This is a genomic window from Xanthomonas hortorum pv. cynarae, from assembly GCF_002939985.1.
Lineage (GTDB): Bacteria > Pseudomonadota > Gammaproteobacteria > Xanthomonadales > Xanthomonadaceae > Xanthomonas > Xanthomonas hortorum_D.
Map to the genome: position 1 here is coordinate 31,632 of NZ_MDFM01000003.1, position 19,509 is coordinate 51,140.

Consider the following 19,509-nt stretch of genomic DNA (forward strand, 5'->3'; position numbering starts at 1 on the left):
GCGAGCGCTACGCGCTTACTCGGACTTGTTGCTGTTCAACTGTGCACGCAGCAGCGCGCCCAGCTGAGTCATGCCGCCCGACGCTGCGGAAGAGGACTGGTATTCCTCCATCGTTTCGCGCATTTCGGCATCGTCCTTGGCCTTGATCGACAGCTGCAGGGTGCGGCCCTTACGGTCCATGCCCACGAACTTGGCTTCGATCTTGTCGCCGACCTTCAGGTGCTGGGTCGCGTCGTCCACACGCTCGTTGGCGATGTCGCGTGCAGCGACGTAGCCTTCGATGCCATCGGCCAGGTCGATGGTGGCGCCCTTGGCGTCCACTTCACGCACCACGCCTTCGACCTTCGAACCCTTCGGGTTGGACGCCATGTACTGGCCGAACGGGTCCTGCTCCAGCTGCTTGACGCCCAGGCTGATGCGCTCACGTTCCGGGTCCACTGCCAGCACAACTGCTTCCAGCGTGTCGCCCTTCTTGTAGTTGCGCACGACATCTTCGCCGGTGGTGTTCCAGCTGATGTCGGACAGGTGCACCAGACCGTCGATGCCGCCGTCCAGACCGATGAAGATGCCGAAGTCGGTGATCGACTTGATCTGACCGGACACCTTGTCGTTCTTCTTGTGGGTGGCAGCGAAGGTTTCCCACGGATTGGCGGCAACCTGCTTCATGCCCAGCGAGATGCGGCGACGCTCCTCGTCGACATCCAGCACCATCACTTCGACTTCGTCACCAACCTGCACAACCTTGGACGGGTTGACGTTCTTGTTGGTCCAATCCATCTCGGAGACGTGCACCAGACCTTCGACGCCCGGCTCGATCTCGACGAATGCGCCGTAATCGGTGACGTTGGAGACCTTGCCGAACACGCGGCTGTTGGCCGGATAACGACGGGCGATGTTGTCCCACGGATCTTCGCCCAGCTGCTTCAGGCCGAGGCTGACGCGATTACGCTCGCGATCGAACTTCAGCACGCGCACGTCGAGCTCGTCGCCGACATTGACGACTTCGGACGGATGGCGCACGCGCTTCCAGGCCATGTCGGTGATGTGCAGCAGGCCGTCGATACCGCCCAGGTCCACGAATGCGCCGTAATCGGTCAGGTTCTTGACGACACCCTTCAGGATCGCGCCTTCCTGCAGCTTGTCCATCAGCTGCTCGCGCTCTTCCGAGTGCTCGCTCTCGACCACTGCACGACGCGAAACCACCACGTTGTTGCGCTTGCGGTCCAGCTTGATCAGCTTGAACTCGAGTTCCTTGCCTTCCAGGTAGGCCGGGTCGCGCACCGGGCGCACATCCACCAGCGAACCAGGCAGGAACGCGCGAACATCCTTGATGTCCACGGTGAAACCACCCTTGACCTTGCCGCTGATGCGACCGGTGATGGTTTCGTTCTTTTCCAACGCCTCTTCCAGCTCGTCCCACACCATTGCGCGCTTGGCCTTCTCGCGCGACAGCACGGTCTCACCGAAGCCGTTCTCGATGGAATCGAGGGCAACCTTGACCTGGTCGCCTACGCCGACATCGATCTCGCCAGCGTCATTACGGAACTGCTCGATCGGCACGATGCCTTCGGACTTCAAGCCAGCGTTGATCACCACCACGTCGCCGCGCACTTCCACGACGGTACCGGTGACGATCGAGCCCGGCTTCAGCTTCGCCAGATTGGCTTGACTGGCTTCGAACAGTTCAGCAAAAGATTCTGTCATTTGAATTTTACTCAGTTGAACACACGGGCGTTGATCGTCGGATTGCGACAGATACGAGCCGCCCAGCCTGTTGGTCGACTCCGGACAGCGAGTCGGTTAAGTAGTCATAGAACCGCCACACGGGATGTGCGGCAGAGCCTTGGAACGCCTTACGGTCGGCGGGACGTGCCCGCTTGCGGAACGCTTACGACGACGTGCGAGCGGCTAACAACCCGACCACACGCTGGACGACATCTTCGATTCCCATCCCGCTGGTATCGATCAGCACGGCGTCTTCGGCCGGCCGTAATGGCGCCACCACCCGCTGCGCATCACGCGCATCGCGAGCCATGATCTCGCGCAGCAGGTCGTCAAAGATAACCGAAACACCCTTTTCCATCAACTGTTTATGGCGACGGCCCGCACGTTCCTCGGCACTGGCGGTCAGAAAGACCTTGAATGCCGCATCGGGGAAGATCACCGTGCCCATATCGCGCCCATCGGCAACCAGGCCGGGCGCTCGCCTGAATGCGCGTTGGCGCTCTTTCAGGGCACTGCGCACCTCGGGAATGGCCGCAATCGCAGAGGCCAGCGCACCAGTCGTTTCCAGGCGCAACTCGCTGGTGGCGTCCACGCCATTGACCAGCACCCGCAGCCCCGCCTCGCCTGCGTCATCGAATTCGACCTTGGTGTCGAAGGTGCAACGCACCAGCGCCGCCGGGTCGGACACGTCCAGATCGGCCCAGCTCGCTGCAACACCAACGGCGCGGTACAGTGCGCCCGAATCGAGGTAGTGCCAGCCCAGCCGGGAGGCCACGATCCGGCTCACGGTGCCTTTGCCGGCACCGGAGGGGCCGTCGATGGTGAGGACGGGCGAAAGGTCGGTCATTCAGGTTTCCGGAAGGTGATAAGGCGCCAGTGTAGCGCCGCTCGCAGCAATTCGGATGCAACCACTTGAAAGCACGACGAAAAGCCGGTTAGAATTGCCGGCTTAATTCCGGGTGCACCCTCGATAGCGGGCACTCTTCCATCGAATCCAACCGTTTACGCCGAGGTGTGCCATGAAAGTCCTGTCCTCCCTGAAGTCTGCGAAGACCCGTCACCGCGACTGCAAGGTGGTCCGCCGCCGTGGCAAGGTGTTCGTGATCTGCAAGTCGAACCCGCGTTTCAAGGCGCGTCAGCGCTAAGCCTTTGCCGCGCGTGCAAGACCCGAGAAAGCCGCCTTCGGGCGGTTTTTTCTTGGCCGATGTTTCCTGGCCGATGGAGACTTCACGGCATCGTCTAGAGGGACACCGTGATGCGCCTGGGTGCGGCGGTCGAGGACGTCCCGGCGCAGCGTGCCGGAACCTGCGCGTCGTCATCGGGCCCAGCACTGGCACCAACGCCTGACCTGGTTTTTTGCTGTAATCACCATTCGAAGTCTTGTCCACTGGGGAGTAGATGACATGCGCAACCGTTTGTTTGTGATGCCGCCGATCATGCTGGCAATCGTGCTGATGGGGATCAGTGCCGTTGCCTCGGCCGACACACTGTTGGTCGATCGTGCAAAGCAAAAGCCCGCCGCCGCCCTGCCCTTGCGTGGCGACAGCATGAGCCAGGTCGAAGGCCGTTACGGCGCGCCGCAGGAAAAGTTGGATCCGCGCGGTGGTCAGAAGCGTCAGTGGCCGACCATCCATCGCTGGGTGTATCCGGCTTTTACCGTGTATTTCGAAAAGAGCCGGGTGATCGACGTGGTGGCCAATCAGGCCGATGCGAACGAGATCGGGCCCAAACCTCTTTGATGCGAGTCCCTCGCAAGAGCCCGCACATCCATGTGCGGGGATTGAATTAACAGCCTGGGCTCGCTTGGGTATCGATAGGTAATTTTCAGGTATGACCGATAGCGTTCGCTTTCCTGCCGAGTGGGAACCTCAATCCGCCGTATTGATCGCGTGGCCGCATGCGGGCACCGATTGGGCCGAGCGTCTGGCCGAAGTGGAAGAGACCTATATCGCGCTGGTGACGGCGATTTCCCGTTTCGAGCCGGTGATCGTCTGCGTGGCCGATGACGACCTGCAGATTTATGCCGAAGCGCGGCTGCGTTCGGCGCGGGTGGACATGGCAGGGGTGCGCTTTGTGATCGCCGCCTACAATGACACCTGGCTGCGTGATTCGGGCCCGATCACGTTGCGCCAGGATGGCGGTTTCCGGCTGATGGATTTCCGTTTCACCGGTTGGGGCGGCAAGTTCGAGGCCAGCCTGGACGATCAGTTGGTGACCTCGCTGGATGCCGCGCAGGTGTTCGTGCCATCGCAGGTGCAAACCGTGGACTTTGCGCTGGAAGGCGGTGCGATCGAGACCGACGGTGCGGGCACCTTGCTGACCACCTGGAAGTGCCTGCATGAGCGGCACCCGCAGCGCACGCGCGAATCGTTGAGCACCGACATGGCCGCATGGCTGTCGCAGGAGCGTGTGCTGTGGCTGGATCACGGCTATCTGGAAGGCGACGACACCGACGCGCATATCGATACGCTGGCGCGCTTTGCCGGCCCGGATGCGATCGTCTACCAGGGCTGCGATGTAGCCACCGATTCGCATTACACCGAACTGCAGGCGATGGGCGCCGAACTGGCTGCACTGCGCAAGGCCGATGGGCAGCCGTATCGCCTGTTCGTGTTGCCGTGGGCCGAGCCGATTCTCGACCACGGCCGCCGTCTTGCGGCCTCGTATGCCAATTTCCTGATCGTCAACGGTGCGGTACTGATGCCCGCCTATGGCGACAAGGCCGATGCAACTGCGCAGGCAGTGCTGGCTGAAGCATTCCCGCAGCATGAAATCGTGCCGGTTCCGTGTCGGGCGCTGATCTGGCAGAACGGCAGCCTGCACTGTCTGACCATGCAACTGCCCGCCGGTCTGTTGGCCGCCTGAGTCTCATTCCTGTTCCGGCCGGCAGGCCGGTGTTACGCCATGGCGCGCTACCCTGTGCGCCACCTAGTTGGATGCTGCCATGACCCGTCATCTCCTTCCCGTCGCGCTGATCCAGGAGCGCAACCACGGCGACGCCGCGGCCAATCTGGCCATCATCGAGTCGCGCGTGGCCGAAGCTGCTGCGCAGGGCGCCAAGCTGGTGCTGCTGCAGGAACTGCATAACGGCGCGTACTTCTGCCAGCACGAGTCGGTGGACGAATTCGATCTGGCCGAGCCGATTCCCGGCCCCAGCACCGAGCGCCTCGGCGCGCTGGCCAAGCAACATGGCGTGGTGCTGGTGGCCTCGTTGTTCGAGCGCCGCGCTGCCGGGCTGTATCACAACACGGCGGTGGTGTTCGAAAAGGACGGCCGCCTGCTCGGCAAGTACCGCAAGATGCATATCCCCGACGACCCGGGTTTCTACGAGAAGTTCTATTTCACGCCGGGCGATCTGGGCTTCACGCCGATCGATACCTCGGTGGGTCGTCTCGGCGTGCTGGTGTGCTGGGATCAGTGGTACCCCGAGGCTGCGCGCCTGATGGCGCTGGCCGGTGCGGAGCTGCTGCTCTACCCCACCGCGATCGGCTGGGATCCGGACGATGAGCGACCCGAACAGGAGCGTCAGCGCGATGCGTGGATCCTGAGCCATCGTGGCCATGCAGTGGCCAACGGTGTGCCGGTACTGTCGTGCAACCGCGTGGGGCATGAGCCCTCGCCGATGGGCGCGTCGGGCATCCAGTTCTGGGGCAACAGCCATGTGCTGGGGCCGCAGGGCGAGTTCATCGCCGAGGCTGGACAGGATCCGACGGTGCTGGTGTGCGATGTCGATCTGCAGCGCAGCGAGCATGTGCGGCGCATCTGGCCGTTCCTGCGCGATCGCCGCATCGATGCGTATGGCGATCTGCTCAAGCGTTACATCGACTGACCGCATGCCTGTCGAGGTACGCGAGGTCTGCGAGGCGGACATCCCGGCGATCACCGCGATCTATGCGGAGCAGGTCGCCGGGGTCAACAGCTACGAATACAGCGCGCCGTCGAGCGACGAGATGCGCACGCGGGTGCGCGCCACCGTGGATGCCGGGTATCCGTATCTGGTCGCCGAACGCGATGCTGCAGTGGTCGGTTATGCCTATGCTGGCGCGTACCGCGCACGTGCGGGGTATCGCTGGACCGTGGAGAATTCGATCTACCTTGCCAGCGACATGCAAGGACGTGGCATCGGCAAGGCCTTGTTGGGCGAGCTGATCGCACGCTGCGAACAACGCGGCTATCGACAGATGATTGCGGTGATCGGCGATGCCGAGAATCAGGCATCGCGACGGCTGCATGAACGTTTTGGTTTTCGCACGGTCGGAGTGTTCACCGGAATCGGCCGCAAACATGGCCGCTGGTTGGACGGTTTGCAGATGCAACGCCCGCTCGGCCCCGGTGACACCGCCCCTCCTTCTGATGAATGACCCCATGACTGAGCAGACCACCCACGTTCTGGACGATGCGCTGTCCGGCCAGCCGCACCGCATCGTCGAACGCGACGGCGTGCGCTATACCTTGCTCGGCACTGCGCATGTCTCGCTGGCCAGCGTGGCCGCGGTGCAGCGGGCGATCGGCAGCGGTCGCTACGACGCGGTGGCGGTGGAACTGGATGCACAGCGCCTGCAGGCGCTCAGCGACCCGGACGCCCTCGCCCGCCTGGACCTGGTGCAGGTGATCCGCAAGGGCCGCGTGGCCTTGTTCGCAGCGAATCTGGCATTGGCGGCTTATCAGCGCCGCCTGGCCAAGCAGCTCGGCATCGAGCCGGGTGCGGAATTGAAGGAAGCGGTGAACCTGGCGCGCGCGCAGGGCCTGCCGGTGCATCTGATCGATCGCGAGGTCGGCCTGACCTTCAAGCGCGCCTCCGGGCGGCTGGGATTCTTCGGCAAGATGAAGCTGGCCGGCGGCCTGCTGAGCGGCCTGTTCGCCGCCGATGAGGTGGGCGAAGAGGAAATCGAAAAACTCAAGCAAGGCGACATGCTGGAGGCGAGCTTCGGCGATTTCGCCAGCGAAAGCCCGGAGTTGTACGAGACCGTGATTGCCGAGCGCGATCAGTACATGGCTGCGCGTCTGCGCGAGGAAGCCAACGCCGGTCAGCACGAGGTGCTGGCGGTGGTCGGCGCGGGACATCTGGCCGGTCTTGCGCGGCATCTGGAACAGGACACCGATGCACCCGGCCCGCTGCGCGAGTCGCTGGAATACGTGCAGCAGCGCAAGCGCGTTCCGTGGATCACGCTGGGCGTGCTGGCGGTCATCATCGTTGGCATCGGGATCGGTTTCTGGCGCGGCGGCCTGAGCATGGGCGCCGATTTGTTGTTGCAATGGGCGATGTACACCGGCGGTATGGCGGCGTTGGGTTGTCTGCTGGCCGGCAGTCATCCGTTGAGCATTTTGACCGCTGCGGTGGTCGCGCCGTTCAAGCCGTTCCGGTTGAGCGTACCGACCGGTGCATTCGCCGCGTTGGTCGAGGTGCATATGCGCAAGCCGGCCTATGGCGATTTCCTGACGCTGCGCGACGATGCGCAGACCTTGCGCGGCTGGTACCGCAATCGCGTCTCGCGTGTGGTGCTGACGTTCCTGCTGACCAACGTCGGCAGCATGGCCGGTGTGTGGTTGGCGGGTGTGCAGATCTTCAATCGTCTGCATGGGTGATTGCGGCGGCGATGCGTTGCGCCGCAATCCGCGAAACATCCGTTGCCTTTCGTAGGAGCGCCCTTGGGCGCGATGGGGTTTACCGGTCAAGCCTCATCGCGCCCAGGGGCGCTCCTACGAGAGCTGGAGCACGCGCCAGGTTACGGGGCGGCAGGTGCGCCTGGCGCGAGCTGCAAACGCACCCACACGCCGTAGTGGTCCGAGGCCCAGCGACCTTCTGCGTACGGCGCGTCGAACAGGATGCGTGCTTCGCGGGCCAGCAGGCGGTTCTGCTGGAAGAACACGTGGTCGATCCGCGCCGGCTTGTCGAACACGTGCAGGTTCAAGGTGCTGACCGTGGCGTCGCTGTTGCGATGCACGCTGCCGTAGCTGTCGCCGTAGCCTTTGCGTAGCGCTTCCAGATCGAGGGCATCGGCGGCGGTGTTGAAATCGCCAGCAATCACGACGGGGGCTTGATCGCTGTTAGAGGCAATGAAGTCCAGCAGATCGGCCACCTGACGCGTGCGCGTGGCGGTGCCGCGTGCGTCGGCGCGTTCGTTGAGATGGGTGACGTAGACGTTGACCGGCTGGCCGTCGACATCGACCTGCAGATGCGCGGCGACGCGGTAATCGTCCAAGGGCTGCAACAGGCGCTGATGCATGGCCAGCACGTTGCGCCGGCTCAACAACGCATTGCCGTAGCGCTTGGCCGCGCCGACCGGATCGACCGAGGCGAAGGTGTACTCGTACCCGAGCTTGCGTGCCAGCCAGGCAGCCTGGTTTTCCACGCTGCCACGGCGTTCGATCACTTCCTGCAGCGCAATCACATCCGGCGCCAGTTGCTTGAGCTGTTTGGCGATATAGGCGCGACGTGCGGGCCAGTCTTCGCGGTCGTGATGCAGATTGAGCGTGACCAGGGTCATTTCGCGCTGTACCGCGCCCGGAGACTGCACTGCCCGGGATGCGCGTGCTATGTGATCGGTCTTGTCCAACTGTGCGGGTTGCACGGCCTGCACGGCCTGCACGGCGTGGGTGGCCTGCGTGGCATGGACAGCAACAGAGCACAGCAGCGCAGCCAACGCGACCGGCCATCCGGCACGTCGCCGCGCCGGCGCTGCCCGGGTAGGCCTGCGTGCGTCATTCATTGCGTAGCGCGCTCGGCGCGCCGCACCGCGCTGGGCACATCGATCTGCACATTGGCCGGCAGTTGCTGGATGCGCAGTTCACCGTTCTGCCATTCGGCCGATTCGCCGTTGATGCTGGCCTTGCCCGGTGTGCCCTGGTACGGCCACGGCAACACCACCCCGCCCGGCGGCAAAATCAGGCCGGGCTGCAGTTGCAGCACCAGTTGCTTGTCGGTGCGTTGCAGGGTGTAGTTGAGGCGCCCGTATGGCGTGCGCAGTTCGGCAATCCCGATTCCCTTGCCTTCGAACCAGCGCGTGGGCGCGCCGGCCGCAATCACCAGGCTGGCATCGGATTCGCGGCCGTAGGCAAACATGTCCAGTACCGAGCGCACGAAGTCCGAGGCGACCCAGGCATGCGGCAGATCGCCGACGAAGAACGGCGTGCGTGGCGTGCGCGAGACCACTTCGGCCCATTGATTCCACGGTTGCGGCGCGCGGTCCTTGAAGAAGAACGCGGTGGCGTCCCAGGCGCGGTCGCGCCAGCCCAGGCGCACGAACGCGGCCACGTTGCGCCATTCGTACGGCGTGTAGTCCTTCCATTCGCGCTTGCTGTCGCGGCGATCGGAGAACTCCTTCCAGTAGCGCTCGAAGGTATTGGTCAGCAGATCCTGCGGCAGGCGTTGCTGCTCGCCACCCGGTGCCAGCGCGATGGTGGTCGAGGTCGCATCGAAGTCGCCGAGCTCGGCCGAGCCAGGCAGGAAATCGAGATTGTGCTGGCGCACCGCCGCACCCAGCGAGGCGATCAGGTCGCCGCTGAATTCGTCACGGGCGGTGCTGAAGCGGGCGACCTCGTCGGGCTTGTCGAGCGCGCCGGCCAGCATCACCGCATCCTTGTAGCCGCGCAGCGCCCAGAAGTTGTCCCAGTACGAATGCACCGGCTTGGCCGAGTAACCTTCGTGGCTGATCGACACCGGCATCATTCCGTAGAAGGCCGGATTGCGCATGAAGTTGTCTTCGGTGCGCTCGCTGGCGCGCAGCGTTTCCATGTAGTCGTAGGCACCGGTGACGTGCGGCCACATCTTTTCCAGGAACGCCTTGTCGCCGGTATAGCGGTAGTACTCGGCGATGTTGAAGATCAGCTCGCCATGGCTGTCGTTCTCCGGCACCGGGTCGCTGCCGCGGTCGTCCACGCAGCATGGCACCATGCCGTTGTCGAACTGATACGGCGCGAACCAGTCGACGTACTCGCGCACCACGTCTTCGCGACCGAGCCGCAACAGGCCTTCGGAAATCATTGCGCCATCGCGGATCCAGCTACGCGAGTACGAACGCGTCCCCGGCTGCAGGCGCGGGCCGATACGCGAGATCAACATATGCGCCAGCGCGGTGCGCAAGGTATCGACCACCGGCTTGCCTTCGGCCGGCACGCTGATGCGTACGCGATCGAGCTTGCTGCGCCACTGCTGGGCAACCTGCTGTTGCGCCTTGTCGGCATCGAAGCGGGCCGGCAACTGCGCGGTGCCGGTTTGCGGAATCACCAACGCCACTTCGCGCCGTTGGCCAGGCTCCAGCTTCCAGCGATACAACAACACACCCGAGGCCAGACCGGTCTCGTCCTTCACCTGGGTGATCGTCGGCGGTGTGGCAGCGGTGAGATGGCTGACGTCCATGCCGCTGTCGAAAGCGCTGGCAAAGCCGGCATCCGGACGCTGCGCGGCGAATACGCGCGGCTTGCCGTTGACGCTGACCTGCGCGCCGTCCACGGCCAGTTGCTCGATCCGGCTGACGCCGCCCAGGGTGTTGAGGAACTGCGCCGGCGGGTTGACCTGGAACGGACGCACCGCCAATGCCAGGGTGAAGTCGCGCGCTTCCTTGCCGGTGTTGTGCAGTTGGTAGCGTGCGACCAGCTGCGCCTGATCCGGTGTGCCCTGCACGAAGGCGGTGACGCGCAGATTCATCAGGTCGTGGTGCCAGTCGACGCTGGGAATCGGCAGGTAATCGTCCTGCAGGCTCTGCTCGCTGCTGACGTCGGACCAATGCAGCAGCTTGCCGCCGGTGACCACGAACGGCTCGATGCTGAAACCGCCCTTGCTCACTTCTACCGCGCCGTCTTCGCCGATCAGGCCCTGCTCGGTGCCGCCATCCAGGCCCAGGATTGTCCAGTACGGCTGCTCGCCGGAGAAACCACGCGGATAGCTGCCACGCGGCATCTGCGCGGCCAGCGACTTGATGAAGTCATTGGGCGTTGCGGCGAAGGCCAACGGCTGCAACTGCACTTCCTTGATGCCGTAACGCCAGTTGGGGCCATCCTTGAGATCGAAACGCAAATAGCGCGCCTCGGTGTCCGGCAGTGCCAGCCAATCGGTGCCGCCGGCACCGGCGGTGACGGTGCGCAGATCGCGCCAGCCACGCCCGTCGCTGGAGGCGCGTACCACATATTGCGAGGCCTGCAGGCCGGGCACCCACTGCACCACCGCGCCGCCGAATTCGCGCACCTTGCCCAGATCCAGCGTCACGGTTTGTTGCTTGACCGCACCGCTCAGCCAGAAGGTCTCCGGCTTGCCGTCGGCCAGGCGTTGTTCCAGAGCGGGCGCGGTGTCGGTGATGGCCTCGGCCTTCAACGGCGAGGTGTCTTCCGGCGGCAGCGGTGTGAGGGTCAGCCGATCGAAGCACACCGAGCCCTTGCCACCGACCTTGTTGTAGACGGTGAATTCCACATCCGCGCTGCTGCGCAGCTGTTTGTCCGCACCAGGGCCCCAGGCCTTTTCGATGTTGCGCTTGCGGTAGCTGAAGGTGGTCCAGTTCTTCGGAAAGTTGAAGCCCGGCCGGTTGACCCACCATACGTTGTCGCCGCTGGCATCGATCAGCTTGACCTGCAGATCGTTGGACGGCGATTCACCGCGCAGCGCAAAGCCGAGGCGGTAGTTGTCCGGATACTCGATCGGCAGGTTGCGACGGATGCCGACATAGCCGGACACGCCGTTGAAGTTGTAGTCCAGGCACAGCGCATGCCCGCCGGATGTGGTGGCCACCGGCCGCAGCGAACCGCTGACCTGATTGGAGACCACCAGGCGCCAGGCGCCGATGTCGTTGAAGCCGTCGAGCACGCGCTCCTGCGCCTGCGCCGCGCCCGCAGAAGTGGCAACAGCGGTCATGGCAAACAGTCGCAGGATTAGTAACTTCACCCCTTCACACTCCCCAGCAGAAGACCTTGGATGTAGTAGCGCTGCAGCGCGATGAACAATAGCAGCACCGGAATCACCGTCACCACCGCGCCGGCCATCATCAGTTCCACGTCCATGATGTGCTCGCGCGACAACGCCGCCAACGCCACCGGCAAGGTGTACTGCTCCTGGTCGGTCAGCACGATCAGCGGCCACATGAAGTCGTTCCACGAGCCCATGAAGGTGAAGATGGTCAAGGTGACCAGCACCGGCTTGAGCATCGGCAGCACGATCTGGAAGAAGATCCGCATCTCGCTGGCGCCATCGATGCGCGCGGCTTCGATCAGCTCATCGGGAATGCTGCGCGCGTATTGGCGCACCAGAAAAATGCCGAACACCGTCGCCAACGCCGGCACCACCACTCCGCCGATGTTGTTGACCAGATGCAGCTGCTTCATCAACAGGAACAACGGCAACATCGCCACCTGCGCCGGGATCACCAGCGCGGCCATCAGGATCTTGAAGATGCGCTCGCGGCCGACGAACTGCAGCTTGGCAAACGCATAACCGGCCATGGTGTTGATCAGCAGCGAACCAAGCGTGATCAGCCCGGACACCATCAGGCTGTTGGCGAAGTTGCGCGCCATGCCGGTGCGCGCGAACAGCTCGTGGTAATTGGCCAGCGTGAACGCCGAAGGCAGCATCGGCGGCGGGAAGCGGCTGGCCTCGCCGGTGGGCATGAACGACACCGACAGCATCCACAGCAGCGGCGCCAGGCTGACCAGGGCCAGCACCAGCAAACCGCCGTTGATCAGCACGGCATTCCAGCGCGATTGGCCGACATCACGACTCATATCAAATCTCTCTTGCGGCCAAAGCGCAGCATCACGGTGGTCACCGCCAGGATGATCAGGAACAGCAGGAATGCCACCGCCGACGCGCGGCCCAGGTTCCACCACTTGAAGCCTTCTTCGAACATGAAATACAGCACGCTCACGGTGCTTTGCAGTGGGTCGCCGCGGGTCATCACGTAGGGCTCGGCGAACAGCTGAAAATAGCCGGAGATGGTGATCACCCCGACCACCATCAGCACCGGGCCGAGCATCGGCAAGGTGATGTGCAGGAACTGCTTCCAGCGCGAGGCGCCATCGATGCGCGCGGCTTCATACAGGTCCTGCGGAATCGCCTGCAGGCCGGCCAGGAAGATCACCATGTTGTAGCCGAAGTTCTTCCACACCGCGAACAGCATGATGGTCGGCATCGCCCAGCGCGGGTCGCCCAGCCAGTCGATCGGGGCGATGCCCAGATGGCTCAGGCCGAAGTTCACCAGGCCGTACTTGATGTGGAACAGGTAGCGCCAGATCACTGCCACAGCCACCAGCGTGGTCACCACCGGGGCGAACAATGCGGTGCGGAACACCGCCTTGAAGCGCGAGGCCTTGGCGTTGAGCAACAAGGCCGCACCCAGCGACACGCCGATCGACATCGGCACGCCCAGCAGCACGAAATACGTGGTGTTCCACAACGATTTCCAGAACAGCGGCGTCTGCAGCAGTTCGATGTAATTGCCCAGGCCGACGAAGCGCAGATGGCTGCTGTCGGCCAGCGCGTACAGGTCGAAGTCGGTGACGCTGAGCACCAGCGCGGCGAACACCGGCACGCCGAAGAACATGCCCAGCACCAGGATCGAGGGTGCGGCAAACACCCAGCCGGCGACGGAATTACGCTTCATCATCGTGCTGCCTCCTTGTCCGCTGCTGCAGCTGGCGCGGCGGCCGGCGTCACAACGGGCGCTGCGACCGGGGCAGCAGCAGGCTGGGCCGACTCGCCTGCCGGACCGACATGCCCGCCTTCCTGCTCGAAGATCCAGCGGCGCTTGGCCAGAATGTCGTCCACGCGTTTATCCAGTTCCTGCACGGCGGCCTCGTGCGATTGGCCGCCACGTACCACGCGCTCGGTCACCAGGCGCATTTCCTGCACGATGCGCTCCCACTCCAGCACTTTGGGTGTGGCCTTGACCCGCTCCAGCTGGTCGCCGAAGGCATGCGCCAGTTCGTCGTTGGCCAGCGAGGGCAACTTCCAGGTGCTGCGACGCGGCGGCAGGTCGCCGATGATGGCGTGGAAGCGCGCCTGCACCTGCGGCTGCGACAAGTATTCGATCAGCTTCCAGCTGGCGTCCTTGTGCTGGGACGACTTGAAGATCACCAGGCTGGAGCCGCCGGCGATACCCGCGCCCAACCCGTTCGGACCCGGCAGCGGCGCGGTGCCCCACTTGCCTTCCATGCCCGGCGGCTGGCGCAGCTTGAACTCGCGCACGTTCCACGGGCCGGATAGATAGAACGCGTAGTAGCCGTTGAAGAATTCGTACCAGACATTGGAGACCTGGGTCTCGGAGACCTTTGGCGCCCAGCCTTTCTGATACATGTTGTCGTAGAAGCCCAGCGCCTTGCGGAAGCCTTCGCCACGGAAGTTGCCGTAGTTGTCGTGGTCGCGCAGCAGGCGGTCGTCCTGCTGCAGCGCGAACGACAGCTGCTGCTCGAATTCGTTGAGCGGCATCAGGATGGCGTAGCGGTCCGGGCCGACTTTGCGCTTGATCGCCGCCATCACCTGTTCCATCCCGGCCCAGGTCTTGGGCATTTCGCTGTAGCCGGCTTCGCGCAGCAGATCCTTGCGATAGAACAGCAGCCGGGTGTCCACATACCACGGCACCCCATACAAGGTGCCGTCGACCAGATTGGTGTCCCACACGCCCGGGAAGTAATCCTGCGGGTCGACGATCCTGGAGCGCGCCACGTACGGCTGCATCGGTTCCAGCGTGTCGAGCAAGGCGAACTCCGGCAGCCAGGTGTTGCCGAGCTGGCACACGTCCGGCAAGCCATCCGCAGCGAAGGCGGTGAGCAGTTTTTCGTGCGCCGCCGTCATCGGAATGTTCTGCACATCCACCCGGATGTCCGGGTTCTGCTTCTCGAACTCGGTCACCAACTCGGCGACCACCTCGGCCTCCTTGCCCATGGCCCAGAAGCGCACGGTGGTCTTGGCCGGGTCGGCGCGGTTGCATCCCGCCGCACCTGCACACAGGGCGGCAGCCAGTATCAACAATTTCAAAAGGCGCACGGATTACTCGGGTTTGGGGCGTTGCGTGGAGTTTTGCCGCTGCGATGGGTCCTGCTGGGCCTGGGCGGCGGCGGCGCGCGACTCGGCCATGCCCAGCGAGCGTGCAGCGGCTGCCTGCTCGTCCTTCTTGGGCAACGGCTGCGGCTCGCCTTCGGGGGTGAGCCAACCACCGGTGAAGCCGGCCCGTTCCAGACCCGCGCGGATGTAAGGGTTCTTCTTCATCACCGTCCAGACGAATTCGTTCTGGTAGTTGGCGATCATCGCCAGGATCGGGCCCTGGTCGATGGCAATGTAGTCGCTGGCCACCCAGCCGCGGTCCGGCACCATGCGCCCGGTCTTGAGCGGGATGTCGTAGTTGAAGCTGGGGTTGAACGAATCCAGAAAGCCGTAGCTGGAATACAGGAAGTCGCCGTAGCGCTTGTGCATTTCTTCGGCCGCCGGAATCACCACCTCGGGCGCGAACACGATCGAGGAGATCGCCGCCGATGGCACGATGGTGCCGTCGTCGAAGTTCTCGCGCAGGCCGGCGCCGCGCGAGGAGTAATGGCGGAACTGACGCTGCTCGCCACGGTATTCCTGGCTGGTGTTCTGCGGGCCGTCGCCGGCGGTCAGGCCCCAGACGTTCTCGCCGTAGTCCTTCCACTTCATCGGATTGTCGATGGCGTAGTCGCGCTGCGCCAGCGTGGCGCGGCGGCTGTTGAGGAAGTAGTCGATGCCGCGCTCGCGCATGTACTGGTCCTGGATATCGCGGAAGTCGATCCAGACATGGCTGTATTGATGACCGAACAGCGGGCCGAAGGACAGATATTCCTGACCCTGGTAGACGCCCCAGTCGTTGTTGTAGGTGCGGGTCCAGCTGGTCCACGCCTCAGCATCGACGCCGTGGGTGGGCGAGCCGAGCGCGAGGATGTACAGCATCATCGCTTCGTTGTAGCCCATCCAGTCGTGGTCGATGAAGCCGCTCTCGGGGAACCAGCCCATCGAGATCAGCGGTGCACGCTGCTGCAGCCAGCGCCAGTCCACACGCTTGTACAGCGTGTCGGCGATCTGGCGGATTTCTTTTTCGCGCGGGTCCTCGCCGTCGTAATACGACTGGGTGAACAACACGCCCATCATCAGCAGCGCGGTGTCCACGCTCGACAGCTCGACCCAGCTGTCGTACCGGTTGCCCTGCTGCATGTCCAGAAAGTGGTAGTAGAAGCCCTTGTAACCGGCCCTACCGGTCCGCTGCGGCCCCATTGGCGCATCGCGGAAGAATTTCAGTGTGGTCAAGGTGCGGTCGATCGCCTGATTGCGGCTGATCCACCCATTCTCGATCCCGATCGGATACGCGGTCAGCGCAAACCCGACCGACGCGATACTGGCGAACGGGCGCGACGGAAACCGATCCGGTGCCAGTCCGTTGAGTTCGTTGGTGGTGTCCCAGAAAAACTGGAAGGTGCGACGCTCGATGTCCGAGAACAGCGGCGGCAACGGCGGTTTGACCGGTTTGGGTGGCAGCTGCGCTTCCACCAGAATGACTTTCACCGGTGCCTTCTTTTCGGCCACCTTGGGTTCCTCGGCCTGTTTGCAGGACGCCAGCACCAGCGCGCCCAGTAATAGTGGAATCGTCAACCAATACGAAGTGTTGCCCCTGTTCATCCGCCCCCCACTCGTGTAATCGATTACATCTCGCACGCCAACCTACCCTATCCAGGCGCCGAGTTCGACCGCCCTGACATTGCCAGGGCGGTCGAGCACCTCACCAGTTCAGGCCAAAGGCCAGACGGAAGGTACGCATCGGCGACGCCAGCACACCGGTCGGGGTGCCGTAAGCCGTGTTCAAGTCTCCAAGTGTCCCGGTTTCGCCGTTGAAGTTGGCGTAGTTCACCCAATTGAACACGTTGAGGATATCCGCACGCACGTTGAATTTGACACCACCACCGGTATCCCATTCTTTATTGGCCGCGATGCTGAACTCCTTGTAGCCCAGCGTGCCGTCCGGCTTGAACTGGACGATGTAGCACTGGTCGTTACCGGCTACGCAGTTCTGGCCATAGCGCGCGGTCTGGCTGGCCAGCGACAGCTTGCCGGACAGCTTGATTTCGTACGGCAGCTCGTAGATGCCGGTGACCACCAGACGGTTCTTGGCGATACCGCCGGCCTCACGCCAGCCGTAGTCTTCGACGCGTTCGCGATCCAGTGCGTAATGCTCGCCGAACTGGCGGTTTTCCTTGGCATCGGAAAAGGTGTAGGCCACGGTCAGGCCCCAGCCGGATTCCTCGTCATAGGGCTTTTCGACCTGCAAGGCGAGCTGGTTGTTGCGGGTTTCCACCCCATTGGTGCCCAGCACGATGGCGCTGTAGCCATCGGGACCATCGTTCGGCGAGCCGGAGGTAGTGCCCGGCTGGAAGAACGAGCCGTCCGGCAGACGGTTGCCGCGCACGAACGCGAAGCCGTCATGACTTTCGATACGGCTCAAGGTCACATCGGTGTACCAGTCCTGGCCCCACAGCGGCACCATGTTGCGCATGCCGATGCTGTACTGGTCCGAGTACGGGGTCTTGATGTTGTTGTCGATCAGATAGACCTCGCGACCGCCGCCACCGCCGGCATTGGTCGCCGCCAGCGCATCCAGGCCTTCCTGGGTGTTGAAGGATGGATTCCATGCGGTGCACGGGTCACCCAGACACGCCTGGTTGTTGGCGCTGGTGAAGTAGTAGCTATACGAATTGAAGGAGTTGTTGAGCTGTTCCAACGCCAGGTAATCGAAGATGTTGCGATCGTACGCACGGCCGGCACCGCCGTAGATCACATGCGCCTGATCGCCGAACAGATCGTACGAGGCACCCAGGCGTGGCTGCCAGGCATTCTTGAACGCCTTGCGGTTGTTGCCGGTGCTGATGAAGTCGTTGATGTTGTAGTTGGCGTTTTGCAGGTTGGGCCAGTTCTGCAGCGCACCGGCAACGCCGGACGGGGTGACGAAGTCCAGGAATGCCGGGGTTTCTTCGTAGTCGTAGCGCACGCCCAGGTTCAAGGTCCAGTGCTCGTTGACCTCCCAGTCGTCCTGCAGATAAATGCCGTATTGCTTGTTCTTGGACACCACCGAACCGCCACCTTCCACCAGCGGTGCACCGAAGCGCACCCGGTACGGCGTTTCGACGTCGGTGAGGATGTTGTAGTAGTACTGCGGATTGGCCGGGTTGAACTGGGTGGAATCCAGATCGATGCTCTTGAACTTCACGCCCATCTTGACGGTGTGCGCGCCATGCCATTCCAGGCTGTTCAAGGTCAGGTCGTCCTGGAAGGTCCAGCCCTTCTGACCCTTGCGCTGGAAGCTGCTGCCGGCACCTGCCGAGAGCACTTCGTCTTCGATGCCGCGCACCGGGGCATAACTCAGGATGTAACCGTTGCCGTTGTTGATCGGCGCCTGGTTCCAGAACGCGCTCTCGTAGCTGAGGTTGGCTTCGTTGAGGAAGTTGGCACCGCTGTACTGCCAGCGCAGATTGGCGCGCTTTTCTTCCTGGCCGTTGATGCTGCCGTGCCCGTAGGTCGAGGTACCGCCGACGTCGTTGAGCTCGTCTTCCTTGCGGTACTTGCCGCTCAGTTCGAACAGGTTGTTCTCGCCGATGGTCCAGTCGATCTTGGCGAAATACAGGTCTTCCTTGAACGGCGTGCTGGACGTGACCACCAGCGGCTGCAGCTGCGTGGGCAGCTGATCGACGCGGTCGGAATAGATCGAACCGGGGATCACCACATTCGGGGTGGTGTATTCCTTGGCTTCATAGGCGATGAAGAAGTGCGCCTTGTCCTTGAGGATCGGGCCGCTGAATGTGGCGCCGTACTGGGTCTCTTCGAAGTCGTCGCGCACGCCGGCGCGCTTTTCCAGCGGGCTCTCTTCGCGCCAGCCGTCGTTGCTGGTGTCCCAGAAGAAGCTGCCGTGGAAATCGTTGGTACCGGACTTGGACGAGGCCACGATGGCCGCGCCGCTGACCTGGTCGAACTCGGCCTTGTAGTTCGAAGTGATGACCTTGTACTCACCGATCGCCGACTGCGGGAACGGATTGCCGCGGCTGGAATCCTGGCCACTGACGCCGCCGGTCAGCACGTAGTTCTTCTGGCTCACGCCGTCGATGTAGACGTTGGTGCCTTCGGCCGAGGTGGCGCCCGAACGGACCTTGGTGGTGCCGTTGGCATCGCGGGTGAACTGCACGTTCGGCACGGTGTCGGCCAGTTCCAGGAAGTTGCGCGTGGCACGCGGCAGGTTCTGGATCTGCACGTTGGAAATATAGGTGGCGTTCTCGGAGGTGCGGGTTTCCACCAAGACCGGCGGCGCCTTCACCTGCACCGCATCCAGCGTGGTGGCGTTACCACCGTCGGCCGTGGAAGGTTCGCCGCCGACGCCCAGGTTCAACGTGGCGGTCTGGCCGACCTGCACGGTGACGTTCTGCGAGGTGGTCTGGCCGTTGGCGGTGACGTCCAGGCGGTACGAACCCGGCGGCAGGCCGCCGAGCGAATAGCCGCCATTGCTGACCTGTACGGTGCGAGTCAGGCCGGTGGCGAGGTTGGTGGCGGTGACCTGGGCCTGGGTGGCAGGTGCGGAGTCGACGGTGACCTGGCCGCGGATGGTCGCGGCAGCACTCTGCGCAAAGGCCGGTGCGGCGCCCAGCAGCAGGCAACTGGCCAGGGCGCAGCTGAGCAGCTTGCGCGCCGGACTGGCGGAATGGGGGTTGTGGTGGTGCATTGGTCCCTCCAGGGATCGGTACAGAGTGTTGTTGTGGCGTTGCGGTCTTGCAGGAACGACCGCTGCGGGGGCAGCGGGAGCGGACAGAACGTCC

15 protein-coding genes are annotated in these 19,509 nt (G+C 63.5%); 6 read left to right on the forward strand and 9 right to left on the reverse strand.

Annotated elements, in window-relative coordinates:
* Nucleotides 1-15: 15 nt before the first annotated feature.
* Both rpsA and cmk read right to left on the reverse strand, forming a co-directional pair.
* The gene (gene rpsA, locus XcyCFBP4188_RS02805) at nt 16-1,704 is read right to left on the reverse strand and encodes a 30S ribosomal protein S1 (protein WP_023904145.1); all 1,689 of its coding nucleotides are present in this window, start codon (nt 1,702-1,704) and stop codon (nt 16-18) included.
* A gap of 184 nt (nt 1,705-1,888) precedes the next feature.
* Nucleotides 1,889-2,572: a (d)CMP kinase gene (cmk, locus tag XcyCFBP4188_RS02810; protein WP_006451807.1), complete on the reverse strand. Its 684-nt coding sequence runs from the start codon at nt 2,570-2,572 to the stop codon at nt 1,889-1,891.
* Between the two features lie 172 nt (nt 2,573-2,744).
* Between cmk and ykgO the strand changes: the two genes are divergently transcribed.
* From ykgO to XcyCFBP4188_RS02840, 6 genes are all read left to right on the forward strand, one after another.
* A complete protein-coding gene (gene ykgO, locus XcyCFBP4188_RS02815) occupies nt 2,745-2,870 on the forward strand; it encodes a type B 50S ribosomal protein L36 (protein WP_005913193.1) in 126 nt (41 codons plus the stop codon).
* 258 nt (nt 2,871-3,128) lie between these two features.
* Nucleotides 3,129-3,464: a hypothetical protein gene (locus XcyCFBP4188_RS02820; protein ID WP_006451808.1), complete on the forward strand. Its 336-nt coding sequence runs from the start codon at nt 3,129-3,131 to the stop codon at nt 3,462-3,464.
* Nucleotides 3,465-3,555: 91 nt separating this feature from the next.
* Nucleotides 3,556-4,590, forward strand: coding sequence for an agmatine deiminase family protein (locus XcyCFBP4188_RS02825; protein WP_006451809.1), 1,035 nt, complete (start codon nt 3,556-3,558; stop codon nt 4,588-4,590).
* A 79-nt stretch (nt 4,591-4,669) separates the two neighbouring features.
* A complete protein-coding gene (locus XcyCFBP4188_RS02830) occupies nt 4,670-5,554 on the forward strand; it encodes a carbon-nitrogen hydrolase (RefSeq protein WP_006451810.1) in 885 nt (294 codons plus the stop codon).
* A gap of 4 nt (nt 5,555-5,558) precedes the next feature.
* Entirely contained in the window at nt 5,559-6,086 is a 528-nt protein-coding gene (locus tag XcyCFBP4188_RS02835) for a GNAT family N-acetyltransferase (RefSeq protein WP_006451811.1), read from the forward strand.
* A complete protein-coding gene (locus XcyCFBP4188_RS02840) occupies nt 6,079-7,311 on the forward strand; it encodes a TraB/GumN family protein (protein ID WP_006451812.1) in 1,233 nt (410 codons plus the stop codon). The genes XcyCFBP4188_RS02835 and XcyCFBP4188_RS02840 overlap by 8 nt, the downstream gene beginning before the upstream one ends.
* Before the next feature lie 140 nt (nt 7,312-7,451).
* Here the strand turns inward: XcyCFBP4188_RS02840 and XcyCFBP4188_RS02845 are convergent, their stop codons facing one another.
* The 7 genes from XcyCFBP4188_RS02845 to XcyCFBP4188_RS02875 form a co-directional block, all read right to left on the reverse strand.
* Nucleotides 7,452-8,369: an endonuclease/exonuclease/phosphatase family protein gene (locus XcyCFBP4188_RS02845; RefSeq protein ID WP_006451813.1), complete on the reverse strand. Its 918-nt coding sequence runs from the start codon at nt 8,367-8,369 to the stop codon at nt 7,452-7,454.
* Nucleotides 8,370-8,431: 62 nt separating this feature from the next.
* Nucleotides 8,432-11,569 carry a discoidin domain-containing protein gene (locus XcyCFBP4188_RS02850; RefSeq protein WP_167393493.1) on the reverse strand — a complete coding sequence of 1,046 codons (3,138 nt, stop codon included), beginning with the start codon at nt 11,567-11,569 and terminating at the stop codon, nt 8,432-8,434.
* Nucleotides 11,570-11,595: 26 nt separating this feature from the next.
* The gene (locus XcyCFBP4188_RS02855; RefSeq protein WP_006451815.1) at nt 11,596-12,432 is read right to left on the reverse strand and encodes a carbohydrate ABC transporter permease; all 837 of its coding nucleotides are present in this window, start codon (nt 12,430-12,432) and stop codon (nt 11,596-11,598) included.
* Nucleotides 12,429-13,313 (reverse strand): carbohydrate ABC transporter permease, encoded by an 885-nt coding sequence (locus tag XcyCFBP4188_RS02860; protein WP_006451816.1) that lies wholly within the window; start codon nt 13,311-13,313, stop codon nt 12,429-12,431. The genes XcyCFBP4188_RS02855 and XcyCFBP4188_RS02860 overlap by 4 nt, the downstream gene beginning before the upstream one ends.
* Nucleotides 13,310-14,692 (reverse strand): sugar ABC transporter substrate-binding protein, encoded by a 1,383-nt coding sequence (locus XcyCFBP4188_RS02865; RefSeq protein WP_006451817.1) that lies wholly within the window; start codon nt 14,690-14,692, stop codon nt 13,310-13,312. Before XcyCFBP4188_RS02865 ends, XcyCFBP4188_RS02860 begins: the two co-directional genes overlap by 4 nt.
* 3 nt (nt 14,693-14,695) lie before the next feature.
* Nucleotides 14,696-16,333 (reverse strand): glucoamylase family protein, encoded by a 1,638-nt coding sequence (locus tag XcyCFBP4188_RS02870; protein WP_006451818.1) that lies wholly within the window; start codon nt 16,331-16,333, stop codon nt 14,696-14,698.
* A 100-nt stretch (nt 16,334-16,433) separates the two neighbouring features.
* The gene (locus tag XcyCFBP4188_RS02875; protein WP_006451819.1) at nt 16,434-19,415 is read right to left on the reverse strand and encodes a TonB-dependent receptor; all 2,982 of its coding nucleotides are present in this window, start codon (nt 19,413-19,415) and stop codon (nt 16,434-16,436) included.
* Nucleotides 19,416-19,509: the final 94 nt, after the last annotated feature.

Bases quoted from the DNA above. Each gene is read 5' to 3' on its own strand.
- XcyCFBP4188_RS02820 (WP_006451808.1), top strand. From the start codon at position 3,129: ATGCGCAACCGTTTGTTTGTGATGCCGCCGATCATGCTGGCAATCGTG.
- XcyCFBP4188_RS02875 (WP_006451819.1), bottom strand. From the start codon at position 19,415: ATGCACCACCACAACCCCCATTCCGCCAGTCCGGCGCGCAAGCTGCTC.
- ykgO (WP_005913193.1), top strand. From the start codon at position 2,745: ATGAAAGTCCTGTCCTCCCTGAAGTCTGCGAAGACCCGTCACCGCGAC.
- rpsA (WP_023904145.1), bottom strand. From the start codon at position 1,704: ATGACAGAATCTTTTGCTGAACTGTTCGAAGCCAGTCAAGCCAATCTG.
- XcyCFBP4188_RS02860 (WP_006451816.1), bottom strand. From the start codon at position 13,313: ATGATGAAGCGTAATTCCGTCGCCGGCTGGGTGTTTGCCGCACCCTCG.
- cmk (WP_006451807.1), bottom strand. From the start codon at position 2,572: ATGACCGACCTTTCGCCCGTCCTCACCATCGACGGCCCCTCCGGTGCC.
- XcyCFBP4188_RS02855 (WP_006451815.1), bottom strand. From the start codon at position 12,432: ATGAGTCGTGATGTCGGCCAATCGCGCTGGAATGCCGTGCTGATCAAC.
- XcyCFBP4188_RS02835 (WP_006451811.1), top strand. From the start codon at position 5,559: ATGCCTGTCGAGGTACGCGAGGTCTGCGAGGCGGACATCCCGGCGATC.
- XcyCFBP4188_RS02825 (WP_006451809.1), top strand. From the start codon at position 3,556: ATGACCGATAGCGTTCGCTTTCCTGCCGAGTGGGAACCTCAATCCGCC.
- XcyCFBP4188_RS02850 (WP_167393493.1), bottom strand. From the start codon at position 11,569: ATGACCGCTGTTGCCACTTCTGCGGGCGCGGCGCAGGCGCAGGAGCGC.
- XcyCFBP4188_RS02870 (WP_006451818.1), bottom strand. From the start codon at position 16,333: ATGAACAGGGGCAACACTTCGTATTGGTTGACGATTCCACTATTACTG.
- XcyCFBP4188_RS02830 (WP_006451810.1), top strand. From the start codon at position 4,670: ATGACCCGTCATCTCCTTCCCGTCGCGCTGATCCAGGAGCGCAACCAC.
- XcyCFBP4188_RS02840 (WP_006451812.1), top strand. From the start codon at position 6,079: ATGAATGACCCCATGACTGAGCAGACCACCCACGTTCTGGACGATGCG.